The organism is Streptomyces botrytidirepellens (assembly GCF_003721215.1).
Lineage (GTDB): Bacteria > Actinomycetota > Actinomycetes > Streptomycetales > Streptomycetaceae > Streptomyces > Streptomyces himastatinicus.
Window position 1 is genome coordinate 1 of record NZ_RIBZ01000257.1, and the last position, 12,718, is coordinate 12,718.

Sequence of the window (12,718 nt, forward strand, 5' to 3'; positions counted from 1 at the left end):
CCCGCGCACCTCGGCGCGGACCGCGCGGCGCAGCCAGCGCGCGGGCTGGGGCGGCGGGCCGCTGTCCCGGGTGCGCTCCAGCAGCCGCAGCCAGACGGCCTGCTCCAGCTCGGCGGGCTCGACCCCCGCGCCGTACGCCTCGGCCGCCGCCTCGGCGGCGAGCAGCGGACGCAGTTGCTCCACAAGGTCCATGCCGGGCGGGACGTGACGCGCTCGGCGGGTGGTTGCCGGGCCCCGGGTCTCTCACTCGACCGGGGCGGCGGCGGGCCGCGCCTTGACGCTCACGGCGCGGCCCACCGGACGCCTTACTTACGGAAGTCCGCCGCAGCGAGGAGCGCGGTGTCCGGGTTGTCGGAGAAGATCCCGTCGATGCCGGTGTCGAAGTACGCCTTGAGGGCGCCGAAGGCGTCCCCGTACGCGTTGGCGTCGGTGCCGCGCCGGAAGTCGACGGGCAGGAAGGTGTTCTCGTTGCGCATGGTGTACGGGTGCAGGACGAGCCCGGCCGCGTGCGCGTCCTTGACCACGCTGGTCGGGGTGCCGAGCTTGCCGTCGGGCGTGCGCGGGATGATCACCGACAGGTCGGGGCCGATGCCCTGGGCGTAGCTCGCGATCCACTTCAGGCCCTCGGGCTTGACGAGGTCCGCGACCGTCCGCGGGTCGTTCGCCTCGACGAAGTCCCACGGGCGGCTGGTCATGGTGGACAGCAGCACGACCGACGGGGTGTCGACCAGCTTGCGCAGCCGCTGGATGCTGCTCGGCTCGAAGGACTGGAGGAAGAGCGCCGCGTCCTTCTTGTGGCGTCCGTACCTACGGAGCAGCTTGGCGACCCGCTCCTCCAGGCCGAGGCCGAGCTTGCGGAAGTAGGTGGGGTGCTTGGTCTCGACGTACAGCCAGACCTTCCGGCCTCGCTTGCGGCCCTCGCGCTCGGCCCACTGGAGCACCTCTTCGAAGGTGGGCACCTCCCAGCGGCCGTCGTAGAGCGTGTTGCGCTGGCGGGTGCCGGGGATGCGCTCCTTGGCGCGCAGCGTCTTCAGCTCGGCCAGCGTGAAGTCCTCGGTGAACCAGCCGGTCAGCTTGGTGCCGTCGACCGTTTTGGTGGTCTTGCGGTCGGCGAACTCCGAATGGGCGGAGACGTCGGTGGTGGCCGTGATGTCGTTCTCGTGACGGCACACCAGATGCCCGTCCTTGGTGGGGACGAGATCCTGCTCGACGATGTCCGCGCCCATGTCCAGCGCGAGCTGGTACGAGCCGAGCGTGTGCTCGGGGCGGTAGCCCGACGCGCCGCGGTGGCCGATCACGGTCGGCACCGGCAGCCCGCGCACGGGCCCGGGCTTCCCCGCGGCGCCCGCATCCGCGGCGGTGGCCGTGCCCGCGCCGCCCAGGGCCATCGCTCCCGCACCGAGGGCGGCGGCCCCCAGAAGGGCGCGCCGCCCGGGCTGTTGCTCGCGCTGTTCGCGCTCCATGAGCACTCCTCGCTCTGGTGTCCAGCACCGTCAATTCCTGTCAGAGGACGGGCTGATGGTAGGTGGGTGTGCCTTTCTTATGGGAGACCTGCGACGAAACGCGTGGGAAACGGGTGTCAACACTGCGTATCAGGTGGGTGAACCCGGTGTGCGCGGCGACATGACCGGCGAGTATCGTCCTCATCGGCGTTGTTGTACGGACCTGGGTTGACGGACCGTACGGCGAGCGCCCCCGACCTTGACCCCGACCGGAGGGCCCGTTGTCCCGTTTCGTGTTCCTGAAGGCAGTACTCGGTCCGCTGATGCGCCTGATGTTCCGTCCACGGGTCGAGGGCGCGGAGCGCATTCCCGGCTCCGGTCCGGTGATCCTCGCCGGGAACCACCTCACCTTCATCGACTCGGTGATCCTGCCGCTCGTCTGTGACCGCCAGGTCTTCTTCATCGGCAAGGACGAGTACGTGACCGGCAAGGGCCTCAAGGGGCGGCTGATGGCCTGGTTCTTCACCGGCGTCGGCATGATCCCGGTCGACCGGGACGGCGGGCACGGCGGCGTCGCCGCGCTGATGACCGGCCGCCGGGTGCTGGAGGAGGGCAAGGTCTTCGGCATCTACCCCGAGGGCACCCGCTCCCCCGACGGCCGCCTCTACCGCGGCCGCACCGGCATCGCCCGGCTCGCCCTGATGACCGGCGCGCAGGTGGTGCCGTTCGCGATGATCGGCACCGACCGGCTCCAGCCGGGCGGCAAGGGGCTGCCGCGGCCCGGTCGGGTGGCGGTGCGGTTCGGCGAACCGCTGGAGTTCACCCGCTACGAGGGCATGGACCGCGACCGGTATGTGCTGCGGGCCGTGACCGACGAGGTCATGAGCGAGGTCATGCGGCTGTCCGGGCAGGAGTACGTGGACATGTACGCCACGAAGGCGAAGGCCGCGGCCTGAGGCCGGCGCCGACCCCGAAGCGGGCGGAAGCCGACATCGAAGTGTCAGCTTCCGCCCTCCTTCACGCCGTTTCGGTCACTGGCCTATCACCGTCGGTTGGGCGCCCCGATGCACTGGTCTCGCGCCCGGGACGACCACTACCGTGCCGCGGGTGACGACAATGACCGTGCCCTCCCCCGACTTCGTGTCCCTCCGCGGTCGCCGGTTCGCCCTCACCGACTTCGGCGGACCGGGTACCCCGGTTCTCGCCCTCCACGGGCACTTCGGCCGCGGCCGCATGTACGCGCCGCTGGCCGCCGCCCTGGGCCCCGCGTACCGGGTGATAGCGCTCGACCAGCGGGGACACGGGCTGACCGGGGGCGGCGGGCCGTTCACCCTGGACGAGTACGTCGCCGACGCCGCCGCCCTGCTGGACGAACTGCGTCACGGACCGGTGCCGGTCGTCGCCCACTCCACGGGCGCGGTCGCCGCGTACGCCCTCGCCGCGCGCCACCCCGAGTTGGTGAGCGCCCTCGTCGTCGAGGACATCGGCGCCGTGACGGACCGTCCGGTGGTCGCCCACCCCGTGCTCGACGTCTCCGGCTGGCCGACCTGGGCCGCCGACCGGGAGGCCCTGCGCGCCCAGATCGAGTCCCGCGGCATCCACGACGCCTCGTACTTCCTCGACAGCGCGGAACCGGATCGGGCGACCGGTGGATGGCGACTGCTGTTCGAACCCGCCCACATGATGGCCTCGCAGGAGGCCATGCGGGGCGACTTCTGGTCCGAGTGGCTCGGGTCGGCCTGTCCGGCGCTGCTGATGCACGGCGAGCATTCCTCGCTGCTGCCGCCGGGCCACGCCCGCGAGATGGCGCGGCGGCGGCCGCGCACCACGTTGCGGGAGTTCGCGGGGTGCGGGCACTGGATCCACGATGACGCGCCGAAGGAGTACGCGTGGGCGGTGGGCCGCTTCCTGGACTCGCTGCCGGCGGACGACGCGTAGCGGCTCCGCCCCGGCTCCCTTGGCGTTTCGTTGCCGGGTGCGGCCCGGTGGCCGGGTTGTGCCCACCCGTTCCTCCCCCAGCTACCGCTGGGAGGTGCCCCCTCCGCGGAACGATTGCCCACAACCTGGGGCACATCCCGCCTCCCGGGTGAGTGGGGCTCGGGGCGCGGTGTGCCTCACCCTCAGCCCCTCCGGGGGATCGGGTCCGGGGCGGAGATGTCCCACCCCCAGCCCCTCCGGCGTTTGAGGAGCGGGGTCCTGGGGCGGAGCCCCGGCGGGGGTGCAGGGGGCGGAGCCCCCGCAACGGGGGCCGGGGCGGAGCCCCGGGTCGGGAAGGGGCGGGGTGGGGAACAAAGCCGCAGGCGCCCCCGGCTACAGCAGTACCGGGGTCAGGTCCGGTTCCGGCATCTCCTCGTCGAACGGGTACAGCGGCCGCACCACCCGCCGGTGCCCCAGCCGCAGCAGATCCTGGTCCACCCCACCCGGCGTCAGGGCCAAGCGCCAGTCCGCCGCCATCTCGTACAGCTCCGGCTCCAGGTAGCCGATCTTCACCACGACCAGGTCGTACGTCCGCGGATCCAGCTCCCCGAAGTCGGCCGGCCGATGGAACGGCTTCCGGCGGCTGGTGAGGATCACGGTGACCCCGCCGCACCGCACCGCCGCGAGGTTCCCGCCCACCTCGTCGCCCGGGCGCAACGCGATCACCTCGCCGACCAGCTCGTACGGGCCGCCGTGCGCCGCGGCACCGCTGAAGTGCCCGCCGACCGGGAGGGACACCGTCGCACCGACGCCCGCGGCGACGCAGCGCGCGACCGCCGCCGGGTCGGTGATGCCGGAGTGGAGGGCGGTGGCACGACCGGCGGCCAGGTCGTCGTGGGCGAGCAGGCGGCGCAGCATGTACGCGAGGTCACCGGCCCCGCCCGCCGTCGGGTTGTCGCCGGAGTCGCTGATGAGGAAGGGGCGGTCGGGCGAGGCGAGGGCATCGGCGATACAGGCGTCGGCGCTGCCGGTGGGGCCGACGAAGGCGAAGTCGCGCCGTACCTCCCAGTACTCGCGGGCCAGCGACCGCGCCTGGTCGACGACGAGCGCGGGGTCGTCGCCGGTGACGACCACGGTGGCGCGGCAGCGCGGTTCGTCGGCCCAGGCGTAGCCGACCCAGATGGCCGCGTCCACGACGCCGTCCAGCGCCTCGACGGCGGCCAGCCGCCCGTAGAGCGAGGTGGCGGGCTCCAGCCGGGTGCTGGTCTTCTCGCCGGGCAGCAGCACCGGGATCTGCACCCACGCCACGTGGGGGCGGCCCTTGCCGGAGACGAGGCGTTCGACGAGTTTGCGGGCGGCGCGTTCGCGCGTCTCCCAGGCGTCCTCGTGCGGGGCGAGACGGTGCGCGGTGAGCAGGTCGAGGCGGTCGGCGAAGCGGCGTGAGACGTTGCCGTGCAGATCCATGGCGGCGGAGATCAGCGCGTCGGGCCCGATGGCCTCCCGTACGGCGTCGGTGAGATCGCCCTCGGCGTCCTCCAGGCCGACGACGCTCATCGCGCCGTGGATGTCGTACACCAGCCCGTCGAGGGGACCGGCCGCGCGGATGCGGTCGGTGAGTTCGGCCTTGACGCGGGCGTACGTGGCGGGGTCGACGGGGCCGCCGGGGAGCGAGACGGCGTGCACCAGCGGCACCCATTCGACGACCTCGGCGAGGTCGCCGTCCGGACGGGCCCAGCCGTAGCGGGCCAGCAGCTCGTCGCCGCGGGTGACCCGGAAGTCGTCGTAGGCGGCGCGGTGCGGGCTGAAGGTGCTGGACTCGATGTGCATGCCGCCGATGCCGATCCGCAGGCGACGGCCTCGGGAGGTGGTGGGTGCCATGCTGCCTCGCTTCCGGTCGGTCCGCGCTCACCCTATGCGCCGGCATGCGTTGGCCGAATGAAGACGCTGTCACGGCGGGCCTTTGGTGGTTAACATCCGTGGGTTCCCGTACCAGACGTAACAGAGCCTTGATGGGGTTTCACCGGCGTCCGTACGCGGAGGCAGCATGGGTCGGTCCGAAACACGCACACGCTTACGCACCCTCCTCGCCGGGCTGCTCGCGGCCCTGCTGACCCTGCTGACCGGCGGCTGTTCGGCCGGTTCCGGGCGGGTCACGGACGTGGGCGCGACCGGCGGGACCAGGGTCGAGGGCGGTACGGCGACCATGGCGCTGCCGCCCGCCGCCGGGCCCAACTGGATCTTCCCGATCGGTGCCCCCGGCTATCTGGCCTCGTACAACGGCGCCCTCCAGAACCTGCTGTATCCGCCGCTGTACCAGCCGGTGCGCAAGGGCGGGACGCTCACCATGGACAACCCGCGCAACCTCGCCGAGCCACCCCGCTACGGCGACGGCGGCACGGCGGTGACCGTCACCCTGAAGAAGGGCTCCACCTGGTCCGACGGAAGGCCCGTGACCACGGGGGACGTCAAGTTCTGGTTCGAACTGATCAGGGACAACAAGAAGGAGTGGGGCGGCTACTCGCCCGGCCTCCTGCCCGACAACGTCAAGCGTTTCGAGACCGTCGACGACCGCACCTTCCGGCTCCGGCTCGACCGCGCGTACAACCCCGCCTGGTTCACCGCCAACCAGCTCGGTCAGAACGTCGTCCCGCTGCCGCGCCACGCCTGGAACCCGCGGAACGAAAGCCCCCGGAAGAGCTTCGCCCGGCTGCTCGGGCACGCCAAACGGCTGTCGGCGTTCGCCACCGATCCGCTGTGGAAGACGGTTTCCGGACCCTGGAAGATCGAACGGTGGAGCACCTCCGGTCAGGTCTCGCTCGTCCCCAACCGGCACTACACCGGCCCGGACAAACCCCACCTCGACCGTGTCGTCTTCAAGCCGTTCACCACCGCCGACTCCGAATTCAACGTGCTGCGCTCCGGCGGCGTCGACTACGGCTACATCCCGCCCTCGGTCATGGCCCAGGCCGGGCGGTTCACGGAGCGGGGCTATCGCGTCGACCCCTGGGAGGGCTGGGCGATCACGTACATCGTCCTCAACCTCAACCACCCCACCACGGGCCCGATGCTGCGTCAGACCTATCTGCGCCGGGCCCTCCAGTACCTGATCGACCAGCGCTCCATCGCCCGGGTCGTCTGGCACGGCACCGCCGCCCCCACCCGCGGCCCGATCCCGGCCGGTCTGCTCGCCCGCGACCCGTACCCGTACGACCCGACAAGGGCGAGGCGGCTGCTGGCCGCGCACGGCTGGCGCGAGCGCGGCGGGGTGCTGCGGTGCGTACGGCCCGGGACGGGGCCGGACGCCTGCGGCAAGGGGATCAGGGGCGGGCAGCGGCTGAAGCTCTCGCTGCTCTCCCAGTCCGGCTCGACCGAGACCTCCAATCAGATGCAGGAGATCAAGTCCTCGTACGACCGGGCCGGGATCACGCTCGACATCCGGCAGCAGCCGCTCAACACCGTCCTCGGCACGACCGTCCCCTGTAAGCGGACCGAGCCGCTGTGCTCGGCGTGGGAGCTGGGGTTCTTCGGCACGGCGGGCAGCTGGTACTTCCCGCCCGCGCCCAGCGGCGAACAGCTCTTCGCCACCGGCGCCCCCTCCAACATGGGCAACTGGTCCGATCCGCGCGCCGATGAGCTGATCAAGGCCACCGAGTACTCCGGCGATCCGGCCGCCATGCGGCGTTACGGGGAGTACGTCGCGCGGCAGGTCCCCGTCCTGTGGACCCCCAACCCGGCCTACCAGGTCTCCGTCATCCGCAACGACCTGCGCGGCATCGACCAGAACCCGACGCTCACCCTCGCGCCCCAGGACTGGTACTTCGTCACGAAGGACGCGAAGGACGCGAAGGACAAGAAGAGAGCGGGCCGCGGATGATCCGCTTCCTGGCCAAACGGACCGCACAGGCCGCGGTCGTCCTGCTCCTCGTCTCCGTCATCGTCTTCGTGCTGCTGCACCAGCTCCCCGGCGGCCCGGCCCGCGCGATCCTCGGCCCCCAGGCCACCCCGCAGGCCGTCGAGCACTTCAACCACCAGCAGGGCTACGACCGCTCGCTGCCCCTCCAATACGTCCACTACCTGCGCCGACTGCTCACGGGCGACCTCGGCGCGTCGTACAAGCTCAACCAGACCGTCACCGCCCTGCTGGCCGACCGGCTCCCCAGGACCCTGGTGCTGGCCGGGCTGTCGATCGCGCTCGCGGCCGTCCTCGCCGTTCCGCTCGGCGTCCTCCAGGCCGTACGCCGCGGCCGGATCGCCGACCACCTGCTCACCGGGGCCGCCTTCCTCGCGTACGCCACGCCGGTCTTCTTCCTCGGCCTCGTCCTCATCCTCGTCTTCAGCCAGCGGCTCCAGCTCTTCCCGGCCGAGGCGCCGCAGGCGGACACGGTCGGCGGCATCCTGTCCGACCCGCTCGCCCTGGTGCTGCCGGTGGTCACCCTGGCGTTCGGCATCGTCGCCGCCTTCAGCCGCTACACGCGCTCGGCGGTGCTGGACAACCTGAGCGAGGACTACGTCCGCACCGCGCGCGCCAAGGGCCAGTCCAACGCCCGGATCATGGCCCGGCACGTGCTGCGCAACGCGCTCATCCCGCTCGCGAGCCTCCTCGGCCTCTACCTCCCGACGCTGCTCAGCGGGTCGCTCGTCGTGGAGTCGATGTTCAACTACCCGGGGATGGGGCTGCTGTTCTGGAACGCGGCCCAGGGCTCGGACTTCCCGGTGCTGCTCGGGGTGACGCTCGTCGTCGGTGTCGCCACCGTCCTCGGCTCGCTGATCACCGACATCGCGTACGCCGTCCTCGACCCCCGGATCAGGAGCGTCTCGTGACCGCCACAGCGTCCGTGAGCGCCACGACCGTCACCCCCGCCCGGCGCGCGCTGGCCGTCCTCACCCGCGACAAGCCGGCCCTGGCGGGCGCGGTGGTGCTGGTGGCGCTCATGGCCTTCTGCTTCCTCGGCCCGCTGATCCGCCCCACCGACCAGGTGCACACCGACCTCGGCCGGGCCAACCTCCCGCCCGGCAGTCCCGGCCACCCGCTCGGCACCACCGACCTCGGCTACGACATGCTGGGCCGGCTGATGACCGGCGGCCAGACCTCCCTGGAGGTCGGCCTCGCGGCGGGGCTGCTGGCCACCCTCATCGGCACCGTGTACGGCGCGGTCGCGGGCTACTTCGGCGGCTGGCCGGCCGCCGCGATGATGCGGGTCACGGATGCCGCGCTCGCCATCCCTGCGCTGTTCCTGCTGGTCGTCGTGGCCACGATCGTCACCCCGAGCAAACCCGTGCTGATCCTGATCATCGCCTCCGTCGCCTGGCTGTCCCCGGCCCGCCTCATCCGCGGCGAGGCGCTGGCCCTGCGCAGCCGCGACTACATCCACGCCATGCGGCTCATGGGCGGTGGCGGCCTCCGGGCCGTCTTCCGGCACATCGTGCCGAACGCCATCGGCACGGTGATCGTCAATGCCACGTTCCAGATCGCCGACGCGATCCTGTACGTCGCCTATCTGTCCTTCCTCGGCCTGTCCATCCCGCCGCCCGCCGCCGACTGGGGCTCCATGCTCAGCACCGGCATCACCTACACCCAGGTCGGCTACTGGTGGCTGATCTTCCCGCCCGGCCTCGCGATCGTGCTCGTCGTCGCCGCGTTCACCTTTCTCGGGGACGGCCTGCGGGACGCCTTCGACGTGCGGCTCCAGAGGATCCGGAGGAACCGCCGATGACCGACTCCCTGCTGCGCACCGACGCCCTGTTGCGCATCGACGACCTCCACGTCGAGATCCCGGCCCGCGACGGCGACCGCCGCCGCACCGTGCACGCCCTCGACGGGGTGTCCCTGGACCTCGCCCCGGGCGAGGCGCTGGGCCTCGTCGGCGAGTCCGGCTGCGGCAAGACGATGACCGCGCTGAGCGTGCTGGGGCTGCTGCCGGGCGGAGCCCGTATCACCGGCGGTTCCGTCGCCTTCGCCGGTACGGACCTGGCGAGCGCGCCCGAACCGGTGCTGCGGGGCGTACGCGGCAACACCATCGGCATGGTCTTCCAGGACCCGCTGACCTCCCTCAACCCCACCATGACCATCGGCGCCCAGGTCGCCGAACCGCTGCTGCTGCACAAGGGCGTGGGGAAGGCGGAGGCGTGGCGGCGGGCCGAGGAGATGCTGCGGCTGGTGGGCCTGCCGAAGCCGGGGGAGCGGCTGCGGAGTTATCCGCACCAGCTCAGCGGCGGTATGCGGCAGCGGGTGGCCATCGCCATGGCGCTGATCTGTGAACCCGCGCTGCTGATCGCCGACGAGCCGACGACGGCGCTGGACGTGACCACGCAGGCCCAGATCCTGGAGCTGATCGATGAGTTGCGGGCGCGGCTGGGCATGGCGCTGATCCTCGTCACCCACGACCTCGGGGTGATCGCCCGGCGGGTGGACCGGGTGGCGGTGATGTACGCGGGCAGGACCGTGGAACGGGCCGGTGTCCGCGCCCTGTTCGCGGCCCCGCGCCACCGCTACACCCAGGCGCTCTTCGCCGCCCTGCCGGAACGCGCCGCCGACGCGTCCCAGCCGCTGGCCACGATCCCGGGGCTTCCGCCGTCGCCGGTGGACCGCCCCACGGGGTGCCGTTTCGCGCCGCGGTGCGGGTTCGCGAGCGAGCGGTGCGCGACGGAGGAGCCGCCGCTGTCGACGGCTGAGGGGGCGTCCCGCGATGCGCACGCCTTCGCCTGCTTCCATCCCGTACCGCCGGGCGCCGGCCCCGTCGCCCAGGTGGTCCCCGCCGCCCCGGCCCCCTCGGCGCCTGCCGATGATGTCCTGCTGCGAATCACCGGCCTGACCAAGGACTACCCGCTGCGCGGCGGCCCGTTCGCCCGCCGCGGCGGCGCGGCGGTGAGCGCGGTGGCCGGGGTGTCGCTCTCCGTGCGGCGCGGGGAGACGTTCGGGATCGTGGGGGAGTCCGGCTGCGGGAAGTCCACGCTCGGCAGGCTCGTCGTCGGCATGGAACCCCCGACCGCGGGTTCCATCCGCTTCGGCGAGCGCGACCCCGCCACGCTGGACCGCCGCGCGCGCAAGGCGCACCGCCGCGAGGTGCAGCTGATGTTCCAGGACTCGTACGCCTCGATGGACCCGCGGATGCGGGTGGCGGCGATCCTGCGCGAGCCGCTGGTCATCCAGGGCATCGGGGACCGCGCCGGGCAGCGCGCGCGGATCGCGCGGCTGCTGGACGACGTGGGGCTGCCGCGCGGTGCGGTGGACCGCTATCCGCACGAGTTCTCCGGCGGCCAGCGCCAGCGGCTCGGGCTGGCCCGGGCGCTCGCGCTGTCGCCCTCGCTGGTCGTGGCGGACGAACCGGTCTCCGCGCTGGACGTCTCCGTACAGGCGCAGATCCTCAACCTGATGCGGGAGCTCCAGCGCGAGAAGGGGGTGGCGTATCTGTTCATCTCGCACGACCTCGCCGTGGTCCGGTATCTCGCGGACCGGGTCGGCGTGATGTACCTGGGCAAGCTGGTGGAAACCGGCCCCGCTGCGACCGTGTTCGCCTCGCCCCTCCACCCGTACACCCGGGGGCTGCTGGACACGGCGGACCATGCCGATCCGGGCGTACGGCCGTCGGCCGCGCCGCTCGGCGGGGAGACGCCGTCGGCCGCCGATCCGCCCTCCGGCTGCCGGTTCCGCACCCGCTGCCCGCAGGCCCGGGACCTCTGCGCGCGGGAGGAGCCGCTGCCCGCCGAACCGGCCGCTCCGGGCCACTCGGTGGCCTGCCACTTTCCCCTGGCCCCTGGGGCCGTCTGAGCCGGGCTGCCATGCCGCCGTCACGCCGCGGATGTTCACCGGCCACCTGCCCTTGTTAGCTTCCCGGGCGGATGCACACGGACAGGGGAGGCACAGGTGGCATCGGACATCGCACGCCGGAGGCTGGTCGCACTCGGTGCCGGGGCGACGGGCGCGGCCGCGGCGGGGTCGCTGCTGCCGCCGTCGCTCCAGGCGGCCCTCGCCGCGTACCCGGCCCCGCCGCCCGGTGGTCTCGCCGCCATCGAGCACGTGGTCCTGCTGATGCAGGAGAACCGTTCCTTCGACCACTACTTCGGCACGCTCCGGGGCGTCCGCGGCTACGCCGACCCGGGCGCCGTCACCCTGCCCGGCGGGCAGAGCGTCTTCGCGCAGCCGAAGCCGGGCGGCGGCCACGTCCTGCCGTTCGGGGCGCGCGAGGCGGCCGAGGCGCAGCGCGAGGACCTGCGGTTCGTGGGCCAGCTCGACCACTCGTGGGACGGCGGCGCGAAGGCGTGGCACGGCGGCTGGATGGACAACTGGATCGCCGCCAAGTCCCCGGCCACCATGGTCCACTTCGACCGCGCGGACATCCCGTTCCACTACGAGCTGGCGGACACGTTCACCATCTGCGACGCGTACCACTCCGCCATCCACTCCTCCACCAGCCCCAACCGGAACTACTGGGTCAGCGGCACCACCGGCTACGAGCCGGGGCCGGGCGGCGGGCGCGCGGTCGGCAACGACGCGTACGAGGAGGACAGCCACCCCGGCTACGACTGGACCACCACCCCCGAGGTGCTGGAGCGGGCCGGGGTGAGCTGGAAGGTCTACCAGGAGTGGGACAACTTCCAGGACAACAACATCGAGTTCTACCGGCCGTTCAAGGCCGTGGCCCGCAAGGCGCTGGCCGGGCTGGGCTTCACCAGCACGAACGCGTTCTACACCACGGTGCGGGAGGCGTCCGGCGCCGAGCGGCGGCGGCTCCTCGACGGGCTGGAAGCGGGCCTGGAGAAGCTGACGGACGACGAACGGCGGCTGTTCGAGCGGGGCTTGCGCCGGGTCCCGGAGGGCGGCTTCGAGGAGGCGTTCCGTGCCGACGTGGCGGCCGGGCGGCTGCCCGCGGTGTCGTACCTGGTGCCCTCTCCGCTGGACTCCGAGCACCCCGACGTCTCCACCCCCGCGCACAGCGCCACCGTGACGTACGCGGTGCTGGACGCGCTCGCCGCCCACCCCGAGGTGTGGCGCAAGACCGCGGTCTTCCTCGCCTACGACGAGAACGACGGCTTCTTCGACCACGTGGTGCCGCCCAACCCGCCCGCCGACGTGGCCGAGGAGTGGTGGCAGGGACGGCCGCTGGGCCTGGGGATGCGGGTGCCGATGCTGGTGATCTCGCCCTGGACGGTCGGCGGTTACGTCTGCTCCGAGCTGTTCGACCACACCTCCGCCAACCGCTTCCTGGAGAGGTGGCTGGGCATCGAGGTGCCGAACATCTCCGCCTGGCGCCGGACCGTGTGCGGCGATCTGACCGGCGCCTTCGCCTTCGGCGGCGCCGCCGCCCCGCAGCCCCTGCGCCGCCCGGGGCCGCCCCCGGCGGACCGCGCGCACTGGACGC

The 12,718-nt window shown here is 72.5% G+C and carries 9 protein-coding genes and 1 pseudogene; 7 read left to right on the forward strand and 3 right to left on the reverse strand.

Annotated features, from left to right (window positions below):
• Together EEJ42_RS20195 and EEJ42_RS20200 are read right to left on the reverse strand one after the other, a co-directional pair.
• Positions 1 to 192: pseudogene (locus tag EEJ42_RS20195) on the reverse strand (sigma-70 family RNA polymerase sigma factor); the annotation flags it as partial.
• 113 nt (positions 193 to 305) lie between these two features.
• Positions 306 to 1,463, reverse strand: a complete 1,158-nt coding sequence (locus EEJ42_RS20200; protein ID WP_123101504.1) for a glycerophosphodiester phosphodiesterase — start codon at positions 1,461 to 1,463, stop codon at positions 306 to 308.
• Positions 1,464 to 1,723: 260 nt separating this feature from the next.
• On the opposite strand from EEJ42_RS20200, the gene EEJ42_RS20205 reads away from it, so the two are divergent.
• Entirely contained in the window at positions 1,724 to 2,398 is a 675-nt protein-coding gene (locus EEJ42_RS20205) for a lysophospholipid acyltransferase family protein (protein WP_123101506.1), read from the forward strand.
• Between the two features lie 160 nt (positions 2,399 to 2,558).
• The gene (locus EEJ42_RS20210; protein WP_123101508.1) at positions 2,559 to 3,380 is read left to right on the forward strand and encodes an alpha/beta fold hydrolase; all 822 of its coding nucleotides are present in this window, start codon (positions 2,559 to 2,561) and stop codon (positions 3,378 to 3,380) included.
• Positions 3,381 to 3,752: 372 nt separating this feature from the next.
• Here the strand turns inward: EEJ42_RS20210 and EEJ42_RS20215 are convergent, their stop codons facing one another.
• The gene (locus EEJ42_RS20215; protein WP_123101509.1) at positions 3,753 to 5,237 is read right to left on the reverse strand and encodes a M81 family metallopeptidase; all 1,485 of its coding nucleotides are present in this window, start codon (positions 5,235 to 5,237) and stop codon (positions 3,753 to 3,755) included.
• A gap of 166 nt (positions 5,238 to 5,403) precedes the next feature.
• Between EEJ42_RS20215 and EEJ42_RS20220 the strand changes: the two genes are divergently transcribed.
• From EEJ42_RS20220 to EEJ42_RS20240, 5 genes are all read left to right on the forward strand, one after another.
• Positions 5,404 to 7,233: a peptide ABC transporter substrate-binding protein gene (locus EEJ42_RS20220; RefSeq protein ID WP_123101511.1), complete on the forward strand. Its 1,830-nt coding sequence runs from the start codon at positions 5,404 to 5,406 to the stop codon at positions 7,231 to 7,233.
• Entirely contained in the window at positions 7,230 to 8,180 is a 951-nt protein-coding gene (locus EEJ42_RS20225) for an ABC transporter permease (protein WP_123101513.1), read from the forward strand. The genes EEJ42_RS20220 and EEJ42_RS20225 overlap by 4 nt, the downstream gene beginning before the upstream one ends.
• Positions 8,177 to 9,073, forward strand: coding sequence for an ABC transporter permease (locus EEJ42_RS20230; RefSeq protein ID WP_123101515.1), 897 nt, complete (start codon positions 8,177 to 8,179; stop codon positions 9,071 to 9,073). Before EEJ42_RS20225 ends, EEJ42_RS20230 begins: the two co-directional genes overlap by 4 nt.
• A complete protein-coding gene (locus EEJ42_RS20235) occupies positions 9,070 to 11,127 on the forward strand; it encodes an ABC transporter ATP-binding protein (protein WP_123101517.1) in 2,058 nt (685 codons plus the stop codon). Before EEJ42_RS20230 ends, EEJ42_RS20235 begins: the two co-directional genes overlap by 4 nt.
• Before the next feature lie 96 nt (positions 11,128 to 11,223).
• Positions 11,224 to 12,718: alkaline phosphatase family protein (locus EEJ42_RS20240; protein WP_123101519.1), on the forward strand; the 1,495-nt coding region annotated here is incomplete at its 3' end.

Excerpts from the sequence above, each read along its gene's own strand:
- EEJ42_RS20215 (WP_123101509.1), bottom strand. The coding sequence starts at position 5,237 with ATGGCACCCACCACCTCCCGAGGCCGTCGCCTGCGGATCGGCATCGGC.
- EEJ42_RS20200 (WP_123101504.1), bottom strand. The coding sequence starts at position 1,463 with ATGGAGCGCGAACAGCGCGAGCAACAGCCCGGGCGGCGCGCCCTTCTG.
- EEJ42_RS20220 (WP_123101511.1), top strand. The coding sequence starts at position 5,404 with ATGGGTCGGTCCGAAACACGCACACGCTTACGCACCCTCCTCGCCGGG.
- EEJ42_RS20235 (WP_123101517.1), top strand. The coding sequence starts at position 9,070 with ATGACCGACTCCCTGCTGCGCACCGACGCCCTGTTGCGCATCGACGAC.
- EEJ42_RS20210 (WP_123101508.1), top strand. The coding sequence starts at position 2,559 with ATGACCGTGCCCTCCCCCGACTTCGTGTCCCTCCGCGGTCGCCGGTTC.
- EEJ42_RS20225 (WP_123101513.1), top strand. The coding sequence starts at position 7,230 with ATGATCCGCTTCCTGGCCAAACGGACCGCACAGGCCGCGGTCGTCCTG.